The organism is Ruegeria sp. AG7 (genome assembly GCF_056541545.1).
The window spans coordinates 109,277-130,893 of record NZ_JBQFYP010000009.1; the positions used below are offsets into that span (position 1 = coordinate 109,277).

Here is a 21,617-nt window from a genome sequence, read left to right on the forward strand (position 1 = left end):
TCATGCCTAGGGTGCCGCGCCTGTTACTTGCGTTGGCCGGCGCTCTCTATCTGGCGGCATTGGCGCGGGATGGCGTTGACCGCTGGGTCGACGCCACAGTGCTGCCGCCTGTTCTGACTGAAACTTCGGTCGAGATACGGGATCGTAACGGTGACCTCCTGCGCGTGTTTCCGGTTGCAGATGGCATCTGGAGGCTGCAACCCGGTGCGGTCGATCCCAATTTCACCGCCATGCTGCTCCGGTACGAAGACAAGCGTTTCTGGACCCACGCGGGCGTGGACCCTGTCGCATTGCTGCGCGCAGCCGGGCAAAGCCTTTGGAATGGGCGCGCGGTTTCAGGCGGTTCAACTCTGACCATGCAGGTCGCGCGGCTGATCGAAGATGGATCGACCGGACGCTGGAGTGGCAAATTTCGCCAGATTAGGGTCGCATTGGCATTGGAGCGGCAGCTGAGCAAGACACAGATCCTGAACCTCTACCTGACCCATGCCCCCTATGGCGGCAATCTGGAAGGTATCCGTGCCGGTGCCCGCGCATGGTTCGGCAAAGAAGCGACCCGGTTGACTGCCGCACAGGCGGCCCTACTGATCGCTTTGCCGCAATCCCCGGAAGCGCGACGTCCGGATCGCAGACCCGAGGCAGCCCAAATTGCCCGAGATCGGATTTTGCGCAGGTTGGAGCGCTACGGCGTATTGACCAAGGCTGAGATGCACGCAGCCCTGACGGAGACCATTCCTGATCGAACGGTCCCGTTCCCGCGCCTTGCACCCCATCTGACCGACCGCGTGAAAGGCCAAACCCTTGCAAACGGTGTATTTGATCTGACCCTGGATGCAGGGGTGCAAGCCCGGTTGGAAACTTTGGTCGCTCGGGCCGCGGCGCGCAAAGGGCCGCGCGTGTCCGGAGCCCTGATCGTAGCAGATCATCGCGACGGCAAGATTTTGGCCTCGGTCGGGTCTGCCGGGTATCGGGATGCGCGACAAGGTTTCGTGGATATGACGCAAGCCGTGCGGTCGCCCGGATCGACGCTGAAACCTCTGGTTTACGGGCTGGCATTCGATCAGGGGCTGGCCCATCCGGAAACCCTGATCAGCGACAGCCCGGTGATGTTCGGGCGCTACGCCCCGCGAAACTTCGATGGCGTTTTCCGGGGCGATGTAAGGGTTCGGGACGCGCTGCAATTGTCACTGAATATCCCTGTCGTACGCCTGACGCACGAGCTGGGCCCCGCGCGCGTAATGGCGGCACTGCGGACAGCAGGATCAGACCCGCGCCTGAGCAGTGGTACACCCGGATTGGCAATATCCTTGGGTGGCGTCGGGCTGAGCCTGCATGATCTTGTGCAGATCTACGTGACGCTGGCCGCTGGTGGGCAAGGCCCGATCCTGCGCCATGACACCTTGGCTGATGCACGGCTCACCTCTCGTGTTTTGTCCGAAACCTCAGCATGGCAGATTGCGGATATCTTGTCCGGGATCACGGCACCCACGGGCAGCACTTCAGGGGCGCTGGCCTTCAAAACGGGAACCTCTTATGGGCACCGCGATGCCTGGGCCATTGGCTTTGACGGGCAGCATGTCATCGGGGTCTGGTTGGGACGCGCGGATGGCACGCCTGTTCCCGGCGCATTCGGAGGGGACGTTGCCGCGCCGCTTCTGACCGAGGCTTTTGGCCTGCTAAAGCCTGAACTCACACCCCTGCGCCCACCACCGCCATCAACACTGTTGGTTGGCGCAGCACAATTGCCGCAACCGTTGCAACGTTTCCGGCCCCGCGCGGCGGCTTTCGAAACGGACCAAACCGCACCTCATCTGTTGTTTCCACCGGAAAACGCTCTGTTAGAGACTTTCGGTAGCCCTCTGACAGTGAAACTACGCGGTGGTGTCGGGCCGTTTTCCGTTCTGACTAACGGCGTGCCTGTATTGACCGGGCAACGGCAGCGAGAATTCGAAATTCCCAATCCCGGACCCGGGTTTACCTCACTTGTTGTGGTGGATGCACAGGGCCAATCCGACCGGGCCTCGTTCCGGATCGACCAGAGCGCGCCCGGTTCCCGTTAAAAAACAGCAACGGGCCAGCGTTAACGCCGCCCTTCCCGCAGCCAACCGCCTAGCAGGAACCCCCCAGCCAGCAGCAAGACAAGCCAGGGTGGCAGCAACCCGGCCTGCGTGACATCCCGCGTTTCATACGCGTTGCGTGGGGTCAGACCGATCCAGCCCCGACCGGCGGCGGGGCGTTCTGCGCGCACGTTGCGGATCGATGGCAGCCCATCTTCCAATCGGATCACACCGCCCCGCAACCCGGCCAGCACCGGTTCGAGGACATCACCTGTCGCGATGGTACGCTCGAACTCTTTCGGTGCAGCAGGGCCAAGGCCGATCACAGCCATGTGGTCACCTTCCTGCAAGCGATAAAGGCCGATCTCAGGGCCGTAATACTGCGCTTCAAACCGACCCGGAGAAACCTCTTTCAAAGTAATCTCCAACGTCTCGCCATTCGGCAAGGTGACTGTTACAGGGCCGACCTCTGTCCCAAGCGTCTGACGAATGATGCGCATGGACTGACCGTTGGCCTCGGCCCACAACGCCTCTTCTTCCAGTTCCGGTTCTTTCATCATCCAATGGGCCAGCCTGCGCAACAGCTCCAGCTGCGGGCCACCTCCTTCGAAACCGCGACTCCAAAGCCAGGCGTGGTCGGACGCAAGCATCGCAACGCGCCCTTCGCCAACACGGTTCAGGACAAGCAGCGGACGATCCTCTACCCCGGTCATCAGCACGTCGCCCGAGCGGTGTTTCACGTCGATCTGACGCAACCACGCCCCCCAATCCTCGGACTCTCCAAGATTGGTCGTGACCGGGTGACGATGCCCCAGATCACTGACCATCGGCACATATCGTTCCTCGATCACCCGCGCGGTTGGCTGGGCCGGCAGAACTGGCGCCAAGGGAGAGCGGAAGATGCTGTCGGCACCGGCGAAATCGGGACCGGCGGCAACCAGGACCGCGCCGCCTTCGTTGATGTAGCTTGTGACATTGTCCAGATAGATCGCAGGCAGAATCCCACGCCTCTTGTAGCGGTCAAAGATGATCAGGTCGAAATCGTTGATCTTTTCCAGAAACAACTCACGAGTCGGAAAGGCGATCAGCGACAGCTCGTCCACCGGCACACCGTCCTGCTTTTCAGGCGGGCGCAGGATAGTGAAATGCACCAGATCAACAGAACTGTCAGATTTCAATAAGTTACGCCACGTGCGACCACCCGGATGCGGTTCACCCGAGACCAGCAGCACACGCAGGCGGTCCCTTACGCCGTTCATCTGGATCAGGGCCGTGTTGTTGCGATCAGTCAACTCGCCTTCAGCCTGAGGGACAGAAAACTGGATCACGTTGCGCCCACCATGGGGCAAAGTGACGGGCAGTTCGACATCGCGACCGATTGGAATGCTGAACTGCTCGGGCTCGCCCCCATCCACCGAAATTTCCAACGGCGCTGATGTTGCACCTGCAGGGGCTGCTCCGCTGTCCTCCACGCGCAGGGTCAACGTCACCGATTCACCAATGATGGCGAAAGCAGGGGCGTTTCGGACAATAAGCCTGCGATCCCAGTCGCTTTCCCGCCCCGTTTGCAGCAGGTGCATCGGTGCGGGCAGATCCGGGGCCTGATCGACATCATGCACAATCCCGTCGGACACCACGAGGATACCGGCGATGCGCGCGCGCGGCTCTTCCGCCAGGGCTTCGTTCAGGGCTGCCATGATCTGCGTGCCCTCATCGCCTTCACCATCGCCGACCCGGATGCGTCGCAGTTCTGTATTGTCGCGTGCCTCGATCTCGGCGGCCAGATCTTCTGCGGCCATTGCCGTTTGTACCACCCGGTCTGAAAGCGTCTGGCTGGCGCTTTCATCCTCGAACATCAGAACGATATCTGTCAGCGGTGCACGATCCTCGATCTGGTAGACCGGGCCGGACAGCGCAGCGATGATCACCAGCACCGCCAACCCACGCAAGGCCCATCCCGACAATCCGCGCCACAAGGCCAGCGCGACCCCGGCCACGGCAATCATACCCACGACAAGCAGTATCGCCCACGGGATCAGCGGATCAAAGATGACGGTTCCTGTCATTGTCCCAACCTGTCCAGAAGGGCGGGCACGTGAACCTGATCGGATTTGTAGTTCCCCGTCAGCACATGCATCACCAGATTGACACCAAAACGATTGGCCAACTCGCGTTGCCTTTCCCCGGCATAACCGCGCCCGACGGGCAACAGGGCCTGCCCGTTGCGATCCACCGCCCAAGCACCGGCCCAGTCATTGCCGCCAATGACCACTGGCGTCACATTGTCGTTAAGATTGCGGAAGGGCATCCCGTCGATCTGTTCTGCATCCAGCGGCGCGGCTTCGACCCAAACCTCGGTGCCTGAATATCGGCCCGGAAAATCCTGTAAAAGGTAGAACGTGCGTGTCAGAACATGATCGCGCGGAATCGGCTCTAATGAGGGTATATTCAGCGGCCCGGCCAGTTGTTGCAGTTTGCGGCCATTTGGGCTGGAGGCACCGAAACCTGCGATATCCGCATCACGCGTGTCAAACAGGATCATCCCTCCGGACCGCAGATAGGCGTTCAGCTTGACATAGGCCTCGGCCGAAGGTTGCGACTGGTTCGCTGAGATCGGCCAATAAAGCAACGGAAAGAACGCCAGTTCATCCCGTTCCAGATCAACGCCGATGGGGTCTGCCGGTTCAACCGATGTGCGATAGAGGAGGGTTTGACCAAGCCCCCGCAACCCGGCTTGCGCAATATCATCTACTTGCGCATCGCCAGTCAGGACATGCGCCAATACCAGTTCGTGGGTCGCAGCCAATGCAAACTCGGTGTCCTCAGGCGTTTGTGCGTGACCTTCGGGTACCAGAAGGAAACCGGCCAGCGCCAAGGCCGTCGTCCGGGCCAGACCCAACCTGCCCGACAAAGCAAGCGATGCAATAACATCGATCGTCAGCAAAATCAGTGCAAGGCTGAGCAACAGACCGCCGAGCGGCATTTCCGTGCTGACCTCCTGCCCTTTGATCGGCACATTTGCGGGCCAGACAACAGGACGCAGCTGAGTTTCTTCCGAGACGACGTTCAACGCCAGCTTCTGCTTGCCACTTTCATAAAGACCCGGGCGCAGTTCCGGCCCGATCTGGCCCGATATCAGCTCAACCCCGTCGACACCGGCCAGGGTTCCGGCATCTGACAATGTGCCAAACCCGTCCATGATCTGTACCGGCTCCCATGTTGTTCCCAGTAACTGAGCCTCTTGCCGTGACTTTGCGGCCGAGGCCACGGCCAGCCGATCCAGCATTTCAACGAACAGGCCCGACAGTGGCAGGCTGGACCATTCTGCATCGGCGGTCACATGGAACAACACCACCTGCCCCAATCCCAGCGCCTTACGTGTCACCAAAGGCGTGCCGTCAGACAGCGAGGCAATCACACGATCCGCCAAGTTAGGGTCTGGTTGCGCCATGACCTGAGTGGAAACGACCACGTCATCAGGGATGTCCAATCCATAGAAAGGCGAGGTTTCGGGGAATGGTGCCAGGGTCTTGGCCTCACCCCAGCTCATCGCGCCGCCGACAGATCGCCCACCGCTGCGCAGCCGCGCAGGCAGCAGGGTGTCTTCGGTGTCACGCCCAAGATCGCTGGCCGCCATACGCGGGCCGGCAAAGCGCAGCAGCAAACCGCCCTGTTCGACCCATTCAATCAGGTCCGCCTTTTCAGGTTCCGACATCTGGGCCACATCTGACAGAACAATGACATCCGGATTGGCGGGCAGAACCTCAGTCAGACCGCCATCGACGAAATCCGCCGTGGGGCTCAGGACCTGAGTCAGATAATGCAGGGGTGACAGCAGCTCCAGACCTTCGCGGTTCAAACTCCCGGCAATCAGCGCGACCTCACGGCGACGCAGGCTGTCATCGGTCAAGGTCACGGTCCCGGCGGACCTTTGGCCCTGGATTTCGAACCGCGTGATCCGGGCGCGGAGTTCGGATGGCAGCGCCAGATCGACCTGCGCCGATGAATCCCCGGCTTCAAGGGTCAGTTCCACAGAATGCAGCACTCGGGCGGTTCCCGCCGGGTCGCGCCCTTGTGCCAATACTGTCACACGTTCCTCGGGACCGGGGCCTGCGCGCTGCACTGTCACTTTGATCAGCCCATCCTGATAAGCCGCTGGCAGGATCGCCATGGGCCGGGACGCCGCCTGATACACCACCACATCGCCACGAGCCTGCAAGCTGGAGACCAGCGCCGCATGATCCACATAATCCAGCCGGTCACTGAACCAATGGGTGTCAAACCCCCCATCAATCGAATTTAACGCCGCAATGGCCTGTGCGATCTGAGGTTCGGTCGGCTGCCATGGGTTGGGCATCAGTCCCGGCAAATGTCCCCGCCAAGCCTCGGCCCCCTGAAAAACGGGTGTTTCCGGTTCGGTCAGGCGCAGGATAGCCACCGTGCGCCCTGCGCGACCGGCCTCGGTCAGTTGCGCATCGATCTGATCCAGCGTGGCCGACCATCGGGTCGCGCCTGCCCAACTGGCGTCCAGCACCATCAGCAGCGGCCCGGACCCGATCTCATCCCGCGACGGGTTCAGAACCGGACCGGCCAGACCTATGATCACCGCCGCAGCTGCCAGCATCCGCAGCAGCAAGAGCCACCACGGCGTGCGGTCCGAAACGCTTTCGTCATCCTTCAGGCCCAGCAGCAGCGTCACCGCCGGGAACATCCGGCGGATCGGCGCGGGCGGCACCGCGCGCAGGATCAGCCATAGGATCGGCAGGGTCAGAAGACCCAGCAGCACCCATGGAGCGGTAAAGCCGATGCCTGCCAGAACCGTCATCGCGTTCCCCCGTCCAGCGCACGGTATATCCACAACAGAGCCGCTTGTGCGCTATCGCCCGTGTGATGCAGGCCCAATTGCCAGCCAGTCGCCCGGCAAAGCTGCGTCAGCGCATCCTTACGGTGGGCGAGGCGTTGCAGATAGCGATCCCGCAGCTCTGCGGCCTTGAGCGTTTCGTGTCGGACGGACCCACCGACGCTTTCGAAAATCGTACGTCCACGATAGGGAAATGTCTCTTCTCCCGGATCCAGCACCTGAAGGATCACGCCGCGAACACCACGGTCGGCAGCTTTGGTCAGGGCCAGTTCAACTTCATCCATTGGACCAAGAAAATCCGAAATGAACACGGCACGGGCATGCGGGATCATGGCGCGATGTTCGGGTGGCGCGTAATCCGATTGATCATCCTCGGACCAGGCTTGCGCCAGCCGGATGATCTGTGCATTGCCACGCCGGGGTGGCAAGGTCGTCCCTGTCAGGCCCACACGTTCACCGCCGCGGACCAGCAAGATGGACGTTGCCAGCCCCAATAGCCGGGCGCGATCCGCCTTGGTCGGCAACGATTTGTCGGACGCAAACCGCATCGACGCCCCCTGATCGACCCAAAGCATTACCGATTGCGCGATCTGCCATTCGCGTTCCCGCACATATTGCTGATCTCCACGCGCCGAACGACGGTGGTCGATCATCCGGCGGCTGTCCCCGATCTGCGCAGGGCGGTATTGCCAAAAATCATCCCCCATGCCAGAGCGCCGCCGACCATGGTCTCCCAGCAGAACGGTGCCAGCCAGATGTTCGGCCCGCGCCAAAAGGGGCGGCAGCCGCGATGCCTCGGCCTCGGATCTTTCGCGAAGGGTCAGCGCGGCATTCACGCCGCCGCCTCGGTCCGGATCAACCCGACAGCGGTCGAGTCGATCAGGTCAGCCAGACTGTCACCGCGTGCCCGTGCCGCAAAGTTGAGAGCCATCCGGTGGCTAAGCACCGGGCGCGCCATATCCAGCACATCCTCGGCATTGGGTGCCAGACGCCCCTGCAACATCGCACGTGCCCGAACCGTCATCATCAGCGCCTGCGCAGCGCGTGGACCAGGACCCCACGCGACGGTTTCGGCAACCCGTTCGGATACGCCAGCTTCTTCTGGGCGGAAGGCCCGCACCAGATCAAGGATCAGCTCCACAACCGAGTCCCCGACCGGCATCCGACGCAACAGGACCTGCGCTGCCAGCAGTTCTTCCTTGCTGAAAATCTGGTACGCTTTGTCTTCTTCAACACCGGTCGTGGCCAGCAGAATATCCCGCTCGGTCTGGCGGTCGGGGTATTCTACATCGATCTGCACCAGAAACCGGTCCAGCTGCGCTTCGGGCAGGGGATAGGTGCCTTCCTGTTCGATCGGGTTTTGCGTGGCCAGAACATGGAATGGCACACCAAGGGAACGGTCCTCACCGGCTACTGTCACCGTACGCTCCTGCATCGCTTGCAGCAGCGCGGATTGCGTTCGCGGGCTTGCCCGGTTGATCTCGTCCGCCATCAGCAGCTGACAGAAGATCGGGCCGGGAATGAAACGGAAATGGCGGCTGCCATCGTCGGCCGTATCCAACACCTCGGACCCGAGAATGTCAGCGGGCATCAGGTCGGGCGTAAACTGAATGCGATTGCCATGCAGGCCCATCACGGTCGACAGTGTCTCGACCAACCGTGTCTTACCCAAGCCCGGCAGACCGATCAGAAGCGCGTGACCACCGCACAAAAGCGCAGCCAGATTCAGGTCCACGACCCTTTCCTGCCCGATGAAGCGGCGGGTGATCGAGGCCTTGGCCTCTTGCAGCTTGTTTTCCAGCGCTTCGATCTCGGCTACGAGGTCGGCAGGTTCGTTCATGACTTTCCCTTCCGTGGACGAATATGATTGAAGTGTATCGCGCTGAGAGGAAATGGCAAAAGCAATGAGCGGACAAAAACCTGTGAAACCCTCGCCCGACGGATTAGCCGCATCGGTAAAAGCCGCCAAAACCCGGGGTTTACCGCCCGTTCACCTGTGGAATCCCCCGTTTTGTGGCGATCTGGACATCCGTGTCGCAAAAGATGGTACATGGAGTTATTTAGGCTCGCCCATCAATCGGTTCGAGCTTGTGAAGCTTTTTTCCTCAATTCTTAAGAAAGAAGACAGGAAATACTATCTGGTCACGCCGGTTGAAAAGGTGGGAATCACTGTCGAAGACGCGCCGTTTATCGCCGTGGATTTCGAGCAAACCGGCGAAGGTCAGACGCAGAACCTGACCTTTCGCACACAAGTGGACGACGTCGCTGTTGCAGGGCCCGCGCATCCGATCCGGATTGTTATCGATCCTGAGACAGAAGAACCGTCACCCTACATACTGATCCGCACGAACCTCGAAGCGCGCATAGATCGCAAAAGCTTCTATCGCCTCGTCGAGATTGGTAGCCACCATGAGGGCTGGTTTGGTGTCTGGTCAGGCGGGCAGTTCTTCCCGCTGATCCCTTCAGCCGATCTTGGTTGACCGCGGTGCGCGGTCCTGAGCCAGCACGACGGCCAAAGCGACAACGCCCGCGCCCAGCGCACGGGTCCAGTTCCAGTCCTCCCCCAGCATCAGCATGATCAGCATCACGTAAAACGGGGCAATATTGATGTGAAACGAAGCCAGCGCCACGCCCAGCTTTCCCACAGCCGAGATGAACAACACCTGGCTGAGCCCCAGTGATATCAAGGCATAGATCCCAAGCATCCCCCATTGCTGTCCATCAATGGCCGCGGTTGGCAGCACATCCATGCCCAGCTGGGTCGCTCCAAAACTCAGCACCGCGGCCATGAGCAACCCACCGACGAAGGTAATCGTACAGCGCCCGATCTGACTAAGCTCCGGGAAGTCGCGCGCGGTGGCCATGCTACCCCAACAAAACAGGCCCGTTGCAAGGATCGCTAGAACCGCACCCAGCCCCAGCTGTTCGGGCGCGGCGGTGCTGGTTGCAATCAATCCACCCAGAACCGACACCAGAACACCCAACGCAAAGGTCCATTTCAGCCTTCGAGTTCCTGCCATCAGTTCCAGTACTGTTGCAAGCAAGGGCGCACAGGATGCAATGATCGCGACCGTCACCGGATCCGTCATTTTCTGCGCGACGATCAGCAAAAACATGGCAAAGCCAAAACCAAAGCCGCCGACAACCATCGCCCGACCCCATCTGGCGCGTAACACTCTGCTTGGACCGTCCAGCAGAATCCAGACCGGTATCAGAACGGCAACCGCCAGCACCAGGCGCGCGGTCAGCAATGCAACAGGGGGCCAGGTTTGCAGCAGAACTTCGGCCGCCGGGAAACCCGCTGCCCAGGTAATCATGGAGGCAACCGCCAACCCATTCCCTGACAACGCAGAGTTTTGACCGCCGGGCAGAGCAGTAGTTGCCCCGCGTACGGGTTCCGGGCTCATCGCCATTGGATTCGAACCTTTTGTTAAGGCGGCACCCGTAATGACGCGCCGCGCTGAGCGGACCCTTGCTGATTCGGTGCAGGCGATCTGGTCGATTTTCGACAATCTGTCGTTTTCGATCCCTTCCCCAAAAATCATCCCTTGGTTATGGTCGGATAACCACAACCGCTGACCGCCTATGCCCAAATTTGCCGCCAACCTTTCGCTTCTGTTTACCGAAATACCTTACCTGGAGCGGTTTCAGGCGGCGGCAGATGCCGGGTTCACCGCAGTCGAGGTTTTGTTTCCCTACGACATCGCCGCGACGGAAACCCGTCGCGCTTTGCTTGCCAGCGGGTTGGAGCTTGTGCTGATCAACGCGCCACCGCCCAACTACACCGGCGGTGCGCCGGGTTACGCAGCGATCCCCGATGGTCAATCGCGGTTCCAGTCGGATATCCGCCGTGTCCTGCGATATGCCGGGGTGCTGCGCCCCGGCCTGATCCACATCATGTCCGGATACGCCACAGGGCCGGATGCATTGAATTGTTTTGTGCAAAACCTGCAATGGGCCGCCGATTTCGCCCCCCAGCAAAAATTCACCATCGAACCGCTCAACCCGGTTTCACAGCCCGGGTATTTTTTGAACGATTACGATCTGGCGGCAGATGTGCTCAACCAGGTGGATCGCCCGAATGTCGGCCTGCAATTTGACAGCTTTCACGCTCATATGATTCATGGCGACGCGCTGGCTGTCTGGGACCGCTTTCATCCGCAGGTGGTCCATGCCCAAGTTGGCGCAGCCCCGGATCGCACGGAACCGGGTCGTGGACCAACGGATTTCAAGGCCTTGTTCTCGACCATGGACGCGGTAGGTTATAGCGGCTGGGTCAGCGCGGAATACACACCCACAACACAACGCACCTGCGACACACTTGACTGGATGCGGGACTGACACTGGTAATTTTCATTCAAATACCGCACATCAGCGGCATTGTGACCATTAGGATGCCTGCCATGATACCAGCCCGCTATGCCCGTGCCGTTTTCAGCCTGATCATGTCCGGCCTCATGTCCTTGATTGTAACAGGGATCGCGACGGTCAAAGCGATTGGGTTTAACCCTGGAACAGTTGGCGACTGGATGGCGTCCTGGGCTTTTTGCTGGCCCATCGCCTTCACCGTAATCCTGCTGTTTGGCCCGTCTGTGCAACGAATGGTGAACCGCATGGTAAGGCCGCAGGGCTGACCCGATGCATGCACAGCCCGCCGAGACCTGATGAACAACGCCGCTAGTGCGCCTCGGCCCAGTTCGCCCCCTTCCCGGCATCCACGACCAGCTTCACATCCAGCTTGACCGCAGGATCCGAGGCGCCCTCCATCACGTCACGGGCCACGTCGATCACCTGATCCACCGCATCTTCGGCCACCTCGAACAACAACTCGTCGTGAACCTGCAACAGCATCCTGGCAGGCAATCCGGCGATCGCGTCCGGCATTCGCACCATCGCGCGCCGGATCACATCCGCCGCAGTACCTTGAATTGGTGCATTGATCGCCGCGCGGCGCGAGAACCCGGCATGTGGCCCCTTGGCATTGATCTCGGGCGTGTGGATCTTGCGCCCGAACAGGGTTTGCACATAGCCGTGCTCTTTCGCGAATTCGACTGTGTCGTCCATATAGCGGCGAATGCCTGGGAAACGTTCGAAATAACGATCAATAAAGCCCTGCGCCTCGGCCCGTGGAATACGCAGGTTCCGGGCCAGTCCAAAACCCGAAATGCCGTAGATCACACCGAAGTTGATTGCCTTTGCCTGACGGCGGATATCAGGCGTCATCTCACCCAACGGCACATCAAACATCTCGGACGCAGTCATGGCGTGAATGTCCAAATCGTCCGAAAACGCCTGTTTCAGAGCCGAAATATCGGCGATATGGGCCAGAATCCGCAACTCGATCTGGCTGTAGTCGAGACTTACCAACACATTGCCCGGCTCGGCGATGAAAGCCTCACGAATACGCCGCCCTTCTTCTGTCCGCACCGGAATGTTTTGCAGGTTCGGATCGGTCGAGGCCAGACGCCCTGTATTTGCTCCGGTGATCGAATAAGACGTATGCACCCGACCTGTGTCGGGGTTGATATGGGTCTGCAGCGCGTCGGTATAGGTCGATTTCAGCTTGCTCAGCTGCCGCCAGTCCAGAACACGGCGCGGCAGTTCATGCTCGGTTGCGAGGTCTTCCAGAATATCAGCGCCGGTCGAGTATTTGCCGGTCTTGCCTTTCTTGCCACCTTCCAGACCCATTTTGTCGAACAGGATTTCGCCCAGCTGAGCAGGCGACCCGACATTAAAGCTTCCTCCGGCCAGCTCGTGAATTTCAGCCTCTAACCCGGCCATTTTCTGGGCAAATGCGTTGGACATCCGGCTCAGGACATCACGGTCGACCTTGATGCCATGCATCTCCATCTCGGCCAGCACCGGCACAAGCGGCCGTTCCAGCGTCTCATAGACCGTGGTCACCTGCGCCCGGTGCAATTGCGGCTTGAACAGCTGCCACAAACGCAAGGTGATGTCCGCATCTTCGGCGGCATAAGCCGTGGCCTCGTCAATCGCGACCTTGTCGAAGGTAATTGCCGATTTTCCCGACCCCAGCAGCGGTTTGATCGGGATTGGTGTGTGGCTCAGATAACGCTCGGACAAGGTGTCCATCCCATGCCCATGCTCACCGCCATGCATGGCGTAGGACATCAGCATCGTATCGTCGATGGGTACCACGTCGATGCCATACCGCCTGAAGATCTTGGCATCATATTTCATGTTCTGCCCGATCTTGAGGACCGACGGATCCTCGAGCATCGGTTTCAAAAGCCTCAGGGCCTCATCCAATTGCATCTGCCCTTCTGCCAAAGCATCCGAGCCAAACAGATCATCCGCTGATCCATCGCGGTGGGTCAACGGGATGTAACAGGCTTCTCCGGCCTCGACACACAGCGAAATACCCACCAGACCGGCAATCATCTCGTTCAGGCCCGTGGTCTCTGTGTCCACAGCAACCCAACCACGCTCATAGGCCTGGTCAATCCACTTTTGCAGGGCCGCTGCATCACGCACGCATTCGTATTTCGAGCTGTCAAACGGGATCACCTCGGCCTCGACCGCTTCCACCGCTGGCGCAGGGGCGTCGGCAATCACCGGAGCCTCAACCCCCAGCTTGTCAGCGATACGCTTGGTGAGGGTGCGGAACTCCATCTCAGCCAGAAACGCCAACAGCGTGTCCGCATCGGGGTCCTTCACTTCAAGGTCGTCCAAGGTGAAATCCAGCGGAGTATTCTCGTCCAGTTGAACCAGTTTCTTCGAAAGCTCGATCTGGTCTCGCATTTCGATCAGGGTCTGGCGGCGTTTAGGCTGCTTGATCTCATCTGCCCGGTCCAGCAGGGTCTCCAGATCGCCGAATTCGTTGATCAGCAAGGCCGCCGTCTTGACCCCGATCCCCGGCGCGCCAGGAACATTGTCGACGCTATCACCAGCCAACGCCTGAACATCGACCACACGTTCCGGTCCGACCCCGAACTTCTCGACCACGCCATCCCGGTCAATGCGTTTGTTCTTCATCGCATCCAGCATTTCGACGCCGTCACCGACCAACTGCATCAAGTCCTTGTCGGAACTCACGATGGTCACGCGGCCACCGGCATCCCGTGCCTGAACAGCAAGGGTCGCGATGATGTCGTCAGCCTCATAGCCCTCCATCTCCTTGCAGGCGATGTTGAACGCTTTCGTCGCCTCACGGGTCAGTGGCATCTGTGGGCGCAGGTCCTCGGGCATCGCCTCGCGGTTGGCCTTGTAGAGGTCGTAAAGATCGTTCCGGAAGGTATGGGAGCCCTTATCAAAGATCACCGCCACATGGGTCGGCGCATCTGGCCCCGTATTTCCCTCGACATATTTCTGCAGCATGTTGCAAAAGCCCGAAACAGCCCCAATTGGCAACCCATCCGACTTGCGGGTCAGTGGCGGCAGCGCATGATAGGCCCGGAAAATAAAGGCCGATCCATCGATCAGATGCAGGTGACACCCTTTTCCGAAATTCGTGGTCATTTCGCGCCCTCTCTGATCACTTGCGAAAACACTAATGCCACGGGCGCAACGATAGAGCCACCCGCACCACGGCCGTAATCTTCATCTTTTCATAAATACTCAATGCCCGCACCGGGCAACACGGGCTCAGGCGTCAGTCTGATGCCCGGCCAGAACATATTTGCAGTCGCAATAGGGGCACTCGACCCAGCCCGCGTCTTCGGGGATCTGCAGCCACACGCGCGGATGACCCAACGCACCTTCGCCGCCATCACAGGCAACACGGGCGGTTTCGACGATCTTGGTTTCCGGCGCTTCGATGGTCACGGCTGGCGATCCTTCTTCGGTTGTCGGCCTCGCGGGCATGTATTAGGTGCGTTTATGAGCGATGATCAAACCGGGGGCAAGTGCCACATGTATGACGCGGCAATCAGGATCGAAGGGCTGCGCAAAACCTATCGCGGTGGCAAGGGTCAGCCCGAGAAACATGCGCTGAATGGCATTGACCTGACCGTCCCGCGCGGCTCGGTTTTTGGTCTGCTGGGTCCGAACGGTGCAGGAAAATCGACCCTGATCAACATCCTGGCTGGTCTGGTGGTGAAATCGGCGGGCCGCGTAGCGATCTGGGGCTTCGATCAGGATCAGAATCCACGCCAGTCACGATCGGCCATTGGTGTGATGCCGCAAGAGCTGAACCTCGACCCGTTTTTCACCCCGCGCGGCGCGCTTGAGGTTCAGGCTGGTCTCTATGGTGTTCCGAAATCCGAACGGCGCAGTGATCGGATTCTGGAACTGGTCGGTCTCAGCGACAAGGCCGAGGCCTATGCCCGCACTCTCTCGGGTGGAATGCGGCGGCGGTTACTGTTGGCCAAGGCACTGGTGCATCACCCGAAAATCCTTGTGCTTGATGAGCCGACAGCAGGTGTGGACATCGAACTGCGCCAGATGCTCTGGGCCAATGTGCGCAAGCTGAACGAACAGGGCATGACCATCATCCTGACCACTCACTACCTGGAAGAAGCGCAGGAGATGTGTGACGAGATCGCCATTATCAACCACGGTGAAAAGGTCGCGCAGGACAGCACCGCCAACCTGCTGGGCCGCATGGACAGCCGCACCATGGTGATTGTGCCCGACAGCCCGATCACTGATCTGCCTGCGTCAGAAGGCGTCGAGGCAGCTCTCCGCGATGACGGCAGCCTTGTCCTGCAATACCGAAACATCCAGACCAGCGCCGAGCAGGTTCTGGAATCGGTGCGCGCCGCGAATATCCGCATCCGCGACGTCCGCACCGAAGAGGCCGATCTTGAAGATGTATTCCTTGCCCTGACCTCGTCCCGTACCGAGGATCATCCGGCGGATGATCAGGATCAGCCACGCCGGGGCATCCACCGGGTCAAGCTTTAGGCGCGGTCTATTCGCGCCTGATAGCAGTTATTCCGCGCAGACCGCACGTGAATATAGGCGACGTCGGATCGGGAAAAGATTTCCCTGACTTTTGCGCCGATCTGGTCCGTCGGCGTGACCGCCCCGGTGCCATAGACGATCCTGTCATCCGCACCGTAGCCCTTGATCAGATAGTCGGGCGAGGTGGTCAGAATTTCGGGCAGCGCGTCTTCCTCGTACCGTTCACACGGTGTTGCACACAGAAAGATCGGGCCGGTTTCCGCATAGGGATTTGTCTCTGAAAAGGGCCGATGCGCCAATATCAGCATCTCATCGCCCTCGGGAATATGCCGCAGGCAGTGGCGGCACGGATTACCTGTACCCGTCGACACAGCGCGCTCCGGCGTTGAACCATACGCATCCGGGCCACCTGCCTGAAGGGTGCGTACATCGTTGGTGGGCAAAGCGGTGATTTTGAACATCTCGGATCTCCTTTTTTGCTGACCGTGCCCGTGTGACCGGACCCAATCGACCCGTTTCCTGCGCAAAGGACTCGAAAAAGAACAAAACGTGAATATAATATGGAATCGCCATGTATGCCGAGCTGTCGATCACGTCGAATTTTACCTTCCTCACCGGGGCCTCGCACCCCGAGGAGTATATGGAGCGTGCCGTCACCCTGGGTCTGCCTGCCATTGCGATTGCCGATGACAACTCGGTCGCCGGGATCGTCCGCGCCCATACTCAAGCACGCGAGATCACCCGCAAGGTCCGCGAACGGCTGGCGTGGGAGGCGCAGAACACATCCATCGGTCCACCCTGCCCCGATCACATCCCCAAGCCGCCCTCCTACCCCATCCACGCGGTTCCCCGCCTGATCCCGGCGGCGCGGCTGATCTTCACCGATGCGCCCACTGTCACCGCCTTACCCCTGAACCGACAGGGCTGGGCCAACCTGTGCCGCATCCTGTCCAGGGGTCGCCTGCGCGCCGAGAAAGGCGATTGCATCCTGTACCTGTCTGACCTGCTCGAATTTTCCGATGGCCTCCACCTGCTGCTGTGGCCACAGACAGCGGGCTCTCCAGGCGGCGCGGGCGCGTGGCGGACACAGGCGCAGCAGCTGACGCGCCGCTTTGCCGGGCGGATGCATCTGTTGATGCACCCTCGGTATGATGGCGCCGATGGTTCGTATTTCTCTTTATTAGAGATTGAGGCAAAACAGCTTGGCATCCTCACGCTCGCCAGCGCGACACCGCTGATGCACCACGGCACCCGCCGCAAACTGGGCGATGTGCTGACCGCCATCCGCCTGCGTCGCAAAGTGGATGCATTGGGCCGGGACGCTTTGGCCAATGGTGAACAGCGCCTGCGCTCCGAGGCCGAGATGCTACGCATATGCAAGGGTCATGAGGGGGCCGTGACCCGCGCCTATACGCTCAGCGAAGAGTTGAAGTTCTCGCTGGATGAGCTGCGTTATGAATACCCCAGCGAGGGCAGCGAACAGGAAACCCCGACCCAGCGCCTGCACCGTCTGGCGCATGAGGGGCTGAAATGGCGCTATCCCGCCGGGGCGTCCGAAAAGGCGAAAAAAATGCTGGCGCATGAGCTGACGCTGATCGGCAAGCTGAAATACGAACCCTACTTCCTGACCGTCCGCGATATCGTCCATTTCGCCCGTTCGCGCAGCATCCTGTGCCAGGGGCGCGGGTCAGCGGCCAACTCGGTCGTCTGCTTTTGCCTCGGCATCACCGAGGTCAGCCCCGAGATGGGCACCATGGTGTTTGAACGCTTCGTCTCCGAGGCGCGCGATGAACCGCCAGACATAGACGTCGATTTCGAACATGAACGCCGCGAAGAGGTGATCCAGCACATCTATGACCGCTATGGCCGCGAGCGCGCAGGCCTTTGCGCCACTGTCGTGCATTATCGCGGCAAACGCGCAATCCGCGAGGTTGGCCGCGCCATGGGCCTGACCGAAGACACGATCTCGGCACTTTCCTCACAGCTTTGGGGGTTTTTCTCGGCCTCGGGGCTTGAGGCACAACGGATGCGCGAAATTGGCCTCGACCCCGAAGATCGGCGCCTGAAACAGACTTTAATGCTGGTTTATGAGATCGACGGCTTTCCTCGTCACCTCTCGCAGCATGTCGGCGGGTTCATCATCACCGAGGGTCGGCTGGATGAGCTTGTCCCCATCGAAAACGCCACGATGGAGGGCCGCACTGTCATCTGCTGGGACAAAGATGACATCGACAGCCTTGGCATCCTTAAGGTCGATGTCCTCAGCCTCGGGATGCTCACCTGCATCCGCAAGGCGTTTGACCTGATCGGCCAGCATCACCAGACCAGCTACACCCTTGCCACCCTGCCGCCCGAGGATCCGGTGGTCTATGACATGCTCTGCAAGGCGGACAGCATCGGCGTGTTTCAGGTGGAATCACGTGCACAGATGAACTTCCTACCGCGAATGCGGCCGCGTAATTTCTATGATCTGGTGATCGAGGTTGCCATCATCCGCCCCGGCCCCATTCAGGGCGACATGGTCCACCCCTATATCCGCCGCCGTAATGGCGAGGAGGAGGTCTGCTTCCCCTCGGACGCGCTGGGCGAGGTATTGGGCAAAACGCTGGGTGTGCCGTTGTTTCAGGAACAGGCGATGCAGATCGCCATTGTCGGCGCGGGCTTCACCCCGGAACAGGCCGATCGGCTGCGGCGGTCGCTGGCAACCTTCAAGAAACATGGCAATGTCAGCGAATTCCGCGCGCTCTTTTTGCGCGGGATGAAACGCAACGGGTATGAACAGGATTTCGCGGAACGTTGCTTTTCCCAGATCGAAGGCTTCGGCTCGTACGGTTTCCCGGAAAGCCACGCGGCCAGTTTTGCGCTGCTGGTCTATGCCTCTGCCTGGATCAAATGCCACCATCCGGGCATCTTCGCCTGCGCCCTGCTGAACTCGCAGCCGATGGGGTTCTACGCGCCGGCCCAGATTGTGCGGGATGCGCGCGAACATGGGGTGCAGGTGCGCCCGGTCTGCATCAATGCCAGCTTTTGGGACAATGTGATGGAGCCTGATGGCCATGGCGGTCTGGCGCTGCGGCTGGGCTTTCGCCAGATCAAGGGCCTGAGCGAGGAAGACGCCAGCTGGCTGACCGCCGCACGCGGCAACGGCTACACCCAGGTCGACGATGTCTGGCGCCGCGCAGGCCTTGGGCCGTCGGTGATCGAACGGCTGGCCGAGGCTGATGCCTTCGCCGCCTGCGACCTGACCCGGCGCGAGGCGCTCTGGCAGGCCAAGGCAATTGCCACCGCCAAACCTCTGCCACTGTTCTCGCAGGACTTGGAGGGCGAGGCGCTGGATGAACCCAAGGCTTACCTGCCACAGATGACGCTGGGCGAGCAGGTGGTCGAAGATTACGTCGCCACCCGCCTCAGCCTGCGGGCGCACCCGGTGGCCCTGCTGCGGCATCTGCTGACGCCGGATGGGCGCGACAAAACCACCTCTGTTCCGTAACGCCGGAACACCCTATCTGCCGAAAACAGAGTCGAAATTCAGGCTGTCATGACCAGACCCATCCTTCCCCCGCGCTTTCCCGCGACGCCCGAGCAGATCAACGCGCAAGTTCGCGCCTTTTATGCCCGTGTCCGGCAAGACGCGGTTCTTGGGCCCGTATTCGCAAACCACGTCACCGACTGGCCCGCGCATGAGGACAAGATCGCCGCCTTCTGGCGCAATGCCATCCTGTATGAGCGCTGTTATGACGGTAATCCGCAACGGGTCCATATCGAACGGCCCGATGTGAAACCGGAATTCTTTGCCCATTGGCTGGATCTGTTCGAAGAGGTCGCCACCCGGACCCTGCCCGCGGAAACGGCCACCCCATGGGTCGCCTTGGCCCGCCGCATCGGTGTCGGTATGAAGGCAGGTGTTCAATCCGCACGACAGCCCAAAGATGCGCCGCCGATCCTGCGATGATCCCAGATCATGGTGGTTTTGACATGTTAGCGGTAAAATAAGGGCTATTCGTGCCCTCAGAATAGGGTTAAGCAGCAATAAAGACAGCCAGGAACCCTGCCTGCGCTGCCACGATGTATCGTCACCACACCAACATAGGCCGAGGCCGGATCGATGAGCGCTCAAAACAACACCCTTCGGGGGCTTGGCTATGCATTTCTGGGATTTGCCGTCTTTGCCAGCCACGATGCGCTGATCAAGGTGCTGGGCGGCACCTATTCAGTGATGCAGATCATCTTTTTTGCCACGCTGTTTTCTTTCGTTCCAATGGCGGTCACGATCCTGACCGACCGAACGACGGGGAACTTTCTGCCGCATCACCCATGGCTGGTATTGCTGCGCTCGGGCCTGATGGTTACGGCCATGTCCTGCGCATTTTACGCGTTTTCGGTTCTGCCACTGGCCGAGGTCTATTCCCTGCTGTTTTCATTCCCACTGATCGTCACGGTGCTGTCGATCCCGATTTTGGGGGAAGTCGTCCGCGCCCAGCGCTGGGCTGCGGTTGGCGTCGGCCTGATTGGCGTCCTGATCGTTCTGCGCCCCGGTACAACGGATATCACACTAGGCCATATGGCCGCCCTGATGGCCGCCTTTTGCAGCGCCTTCGCCTCGGTCCTTGTGCGCAAGATCGGGAATGAGGAACGCTCGGCCGTGCTGATCCTTTATCCTATGCTGCTGGCTATCGTTGTGATGAGCCTTGCCCAACCGGCTGTATATCAGCCGCCTTCCCTGTTGCATCTGGCGATGATGGCATTGGTCGGCGTGTTTTCGGTGATCGCCCAACACCTGATCATTCTGGCCTACCGCGCCGCGCCCGCCGGTGTCGTCGCCCCCAGCCAGTACAGCCAGATCATCTGGGCAACGCTGTTTGGCATGATCTTCTTCGACGAGCGCCCTGACATCTGGGTCGCCGTCGGGGCCAGCATCATCATCGCGTCCGGCGTCTATGTTGTGTGGCGAGAAAGCCGGGCCAACACCACCTCGGCCAATACCCCGGTTCTGCGGGTTCGTTCACCCCGGGCAGACACAGGGGCAACACGACCTGGAAAGTAGGTCATGATTAATAGTGGAAATCATCATAAACACAAAAAACGCAGTCAGCTGGCTTTGAGCCTGATCCTGAAGCCACCGTTTATTCCTTCTTCTTCGAATTTTCCCGTTGCACGCACCAAATCGCTCAGCTTCGCGTAGCCGTAGGAACGGGGATCGAAGTCAGTGTATATTTTGCTAAGCTGGCTTCCCACTTGCGCCAGCTTAACCCATCCATCCGGCTCATCGGCGTTTTGAACAACGTTGCGAATGAGCTGGTAAGCATGATTCAATTCTTTCCTTTGCTTTGAGCTTTCGGTCTTCTTTGCCTGTAGGGCATCCTCCGCTTGTTTCTCGATGTTTTCTATATAAATAAACCTGTTGCAGGCAGCGACAAATGCTTTGGGCGCTTTACGTTCCCCGATACCAAAAACGTCTAGCCCCTGCTCACGGATGCGGCTGGCAAGGCGCGTAAAATCACTATCTGAAGACACCAGAACAAATCCACTGAACCGATTGCTGTGAAGGATATCCATCGCGTCAATAACAAGAGCTATGTCGCTGGAGTTCCTTTTGGATGTGTTAGCGAATTGCTGGTGTGGAACAATGGCGTATTGCGCCAAAGATTTGCAGTCCCATCCTTGGGGCGACCCACCGGAAAAATCTCCGTAAATCCGTCTTAACCCCGCCTCACCTAAAGTGGCGATTTCTTCAAAGATCCCAGCGGCATGCTTTGCAGGCACATTTTCAGCATCAATCAAAACCGCTAGCCGGTCCGTATCCCCTTTAGTCAAATCAATTCCTCAACACAAAA

17 protein-coding genes are annotated in these 21,617 nt (G+C 59.8%); 8 read left to right on the plus strand and 9 right to left on the minus strand.

Annotated features, from left to right (window positions below; genetic code table 11):
- Positions 1-2: 2 nt before the first annotated feature.
- A complete protein-coding gene (gene pbpC, locus ACR0BF_RS13600; protein ID WP_480625101.1) occupies positions 3-2,060 on the plus strand; it encodes a penicillin-binding protein 1C in 2,058 nt (685 codons plus the stop codon).
- Positions 2,061-2,080: 20 nt separating this feature from the next.
- On the opposite strand, the gene ACR0BF_RS13605 is transcribed toward pbpC, so the two are convergent.
- Genes ACR0BF_RS13605 through ACR0BF_RS13620 form a run of 4 tightly spaced genes read right to left on the minus strand, consistent with a single transcriptional unit; the run spans position 2,081 to position 8,758 of the window.
- Positions 2,081-4,123 (minus strand): hypothetical protein, encoded by a 2,043-nt coding sequence (locus ACR0BF_RS13605; RefSeq protein ID WP_480625102.1) that lies wholly within the window; start codon positions 4,121-4,123, stop codon positions 2,081-2,083.
- A complete protein-coding gene (locus ACR0BF_RS13610) occupies positions 4,120-6,882 on the minus strand; it encodes a DUF4159 domain-containing protein (RefSeq protein WP_480519562.1) in 2,763 nt (920 codons plus the stop codon). The genes ACR0BF_RS13605 and ACR0BF_RS13610 overlap by 4 nt, the downstream gene beginning before the upstream one ends.
- Positions 6,879-7,754 (minus strand): DUF58 domain-containing protein, encoded by an 876-nt coding sequence (locus ACR0BF_RS13615; protein WP_480606153.1) that lies wholly within the window; start codon positions 7,752-7,754, stop codon positions 6,879-6,881. Before ACR0BF_RS13615 ends, ACR0BF_RS13610 begins: the two co-directional genes overlap by 4 nt.
- A complete protein-coding gene (locus tag ACR0BF_RS13620) occupies positions 7,751-8,758 on the minus strand; it encodes an AAA family ATPase (protein WP_480625103.1) in 1,008 nt (335 codons plus the stop codon). The genes ACR0BF_RS13615 and ACR0BF_RS13620 overlap by 4 nt, the downstream gene beginning before the upstream one ends.
- A gap of 64 nt (positions 8,759-8,822) precedes the next feature.
- On the opposite strand from ACR0BF_RS13620, the gene ACR0BF_RS13625 reads away from it, so the two are divergent.
- On the plus strand, positions 8,823-9,398 hold the full coding sequence (locus ACR0BF_RS13625; RefSeq protein WP_480625104.1) for a DUF1285 domain-containing protein: 576 nt from the start codon (positions 8,823-8,825) through the stop codon (positions 9,396-9,398).
- On the opposite strand, the gene ACR0BF_RS13630 is transcribed toward ACR0BF_RS13625, so the two are convergent.
- The gene (locus ACR0BF_RS13630; RefSeq protein WP_480625105.1) at positions 9,381-10,235 is read right to left on the minus strand and encodes a DMT family transporter; all 855 of its coding nucleotides are present in this window, start codon (positions 10,233-10,235) and stop codon (positions 9,381-9,383) included. The two genes, ACR0BF_RS13625 and ACR0BF_RS13630, sit on opposite strands and share 18 nt — an antisense overlap.
- A 268-nt stretch (positions 10,236-10,503) precedes the next feature.
- Here ACR0BF_RS13630 and ACR0BF_RS13635 point away from each other — a divergent pair, with 268 nt between their 5' ends.
- Positions 10,504-11,259 carry a hydroxypyruvate isomerase family protein gene (locus tag ACR0BF_RS13635; protein ID WP_480606161.1) on the plus strand — a complete coding sequence of 252 codons (756 nt, stop codon included), beginning with the start codon at positions 10,504-10,506 and terminating at the stop codon, positions 11,257-11,259.
- A 62-nt stretch (positions 11,260-11,321) separates the two neighbouring features.
- Positions 11,322-11,552, plus strand: coding sequence for a DUF2798 domain-containing protein (locus ACR0BF_RS13640; RefSeq protein WP_480474477.1), 231 nt, complete (start codon positions 11,322-11,324; stop codon positions 11,550-11,552).
- 43 nt (positions 11,553-11,595) lie between these two features.
- Here ACR0BF_RS13640 and polA read toward each other — a convergent pair whose 3' ends face one another.
- Positions 11,596-14,397 (minus strand): DNA polymerase I, encoded by a 2,802-nt coding sequence (polA, locus tag ACR0BF_RS13645; protein WP_480625106.1) that lies wholly within the window; start codon positions 14,395-14,397, stop codon positions 11,596-11,598.
- Positions 14,398-14,523: 126 nt separating this feature from the next.
- A complete protein-coding gene (locus ACR0BF_RS13650) occupies positions 14,524-14,703 on the minus strand; it encodes a zinc-finger domain-containing protein (protein ID WP_267364399.1) in 180 nt (59 codons plus the stop codon).
- An 87-nt stretch (positions 14,704-14,790) separates the two neighbouring features.
- Here ACR0BF_RS13650 and ACR0BF_RS13655 point away from each other — a divergent pair, with 87 nt between their 5' ends.
- Positions 14,791-15,783, plus strand: coding sequence for an ABC transporter ATP-binding protein (locus tag ACR0BF_RS13655; RefSeq protein ID WP_480625120.1), 993 nt, complete (start codon positions 14,791-14,793; stop codon positions 15,781-15,783).
- Here ACR0BF_RS13655 and ACR0BF_RS13660 read toward each other — a convergent pair.
- Positions 15,780-16,244 (minus strand): DUF1203 domain-containing protein, encoded by a 465-nt coding sequence (locus tag ACR0BF_RS13660; RefSeq protein WP_480625107.1) that lies wholly within the window; start codon positions 16,242-16,244, stop codon positions 15,780-15,782. The genes ACR0BF_RS13655 and ACR0BF_RS13660 overlap by 4 nt on opposite strands.
- Before the next feature lie 110 nt (positions 16,245-16,354).
- Here ACR0BF_RS13660 and ACR0BF_RS13665 point away from each other — a divergent pair, with 110 nt between their 5' ends.
- The 3 genes from ACR0BF_RS13665 (at position 16,355) to ACR0BF_RS13675 (ending at position 20,827) form a co-directional block, all read left to right on the plus strand.
- Positions 16,355-19,273 (plus strand): error-prone DNA polymerase, encoded by a 2,919-nt coding sequence (locus tag ACR0BF_RS13665; RefSeq protein ID WP_480625108.1) that lies wholly within the window; start codon positions 16,355-16,357, stop codon positions 19,271-19,273.
- 48 nt (positions 19,274-19,321) lie between these two features.
- Positions 19,322-19,735, plus strand: a complete 414-nt coding sequence (locus ACR0BF_RS13670; RefSeq protein WP_480474472.1) for a group III truncated hemoglobin — start codon at positions 19,322-19,324, stop codon at positions 19,733-19,735.
- Between the two features lie 153 nt (positions 19,736-19,888).
- Positions 19,889-20,827, plus strand: coding sequence for a DMT family transporter (locus ACR0BF_RS13675; RefSeq protein ID WP_480625109.1), 939 nt, complete (start codon positions 19,889-19,891; stop codon positions 20,825-20,827).
- 44 nt (positions 20,828-20,871) lie between these two features.
- Here ACR0BF_RS13675 and ACR0BF_RS13680 read toward each other — a convergent pair whose 3' ends face one another.
- Positions 20,872-21,597: an NYN domain-containing protein gene (locus ACR0BF_RS13680; protein ID WP_480519540.1), complete on the minus strand. Its 726-nt coding sequence runs from the start codon at positions 21,595-21,597 to the stop codon at positions 20,872-20,874.
- Positions 21,598-21,617: the final 20 nt, after the last annotated feature.

Excerpts from the sequence above, each read along its gene's own strand:
- polA (WP_480625106.1), bottom strand. The coding sequence starts at position 14,397 with ATGACCACGAATTTCGGAAAAGGGTGTCACCTGCATCTGATCGATGGA.
- ACR0BF_RS13635 (WP_480606161.1), top strand. The coding sequence starts at position 10,504 with ATGCCCAAATTTGCCGCCAACCTTTCGCTTCTGTTTACCGAAATACCT.
- ACR0BF_RS13675 (WP_480625109.1), top strand. The coding sequence starts at position 19,889 with ATGAGCGCTCAAAACAACACCCTTCGGGGGCTTGGCTATGCATTTCTG.
- ACR0BF_RS13620 (WP_480625103.1), bottom strand. The coding sequence starts at position 8,758 with ATGAACGAACCTGCCGACCTCGTAGCCGAGATCGAAGCGCTGGAAAAC.
- ACR0BF_RS13655 (WP_480625120.1), top strand. The coding sequence starts at position 14,791 with ATGTATGACGCGGCAATCAGGATCGAAGGGCTGCGCAAAACCTATCGC.
- ACR0BF_RS13605 (WP_480625102.1), bottom strand. The coding sequence starts at position 4,123 with ATGACAGGAACCGTCATCTTTGATCCGCTGATCCCGTGGGCGATACTG.
- ACR0BF_RS13665 (WP_480625108.1), top strand. The coding sequence starts at position 16,355 with ATGTATGCCGAGCTGTCGATCACGTCGAATTTTACCTTCCTCACCGGG.
- ACR0BF_RS13610 (WP_480519562.1), bottom strand. The coding sequence starts at position 6,882 with ATGACGGTTCTGGCAGGCATCGGCTTTACCGCTCCATGGGTGCTGCTG.
- ACR0BF_RS13630 (WP_480625105.1), bottom strand. The coding sequence starts at position 10,235 with ATGATTACCTGGGCAGCGGGTTTCCCGGCGGCCGAAGTTCTGCTGCAA.
- ACR0BF_RS13660 (WP_480625107.1), bottom strand. The coding sequence starts at position 16,244 with ATGTTCAAAATCACCGCTTTGCCCACCAACGATGTACGCACCCTTCAG.
- ACR0BF_RS13640 (WP_480474477.1), top strand. The coding sequence starts at position 11,322 with ATGATACCAGCCCGCTATGCCCGTGCCGTTTTCAGCCTGATCATGTCC.
- ACR0BF_RS13670 (WP_480474472.1), top strand. The coding sequence starts at position 19,322 with ATGACCAGACCCATCCTTCCCCCGCGCTTTCCCGCGACGCCCGAGCAG.
- pbpC (WP_480625101.1), top strand. The coding sequence starts at position 3 with ATGCCTAGGGTGCCGCGCCTGTTACTTGCGTTGGCCGGCGCTCTCTAT.
- ACR0BF_RS13625 (WP_480625104.1), top strand. The coding sequence starts at position 8,823 with ATGAGCGGACAAAAACCTGTGAAACCCTCGCCCGACGGATTAGCCGCA.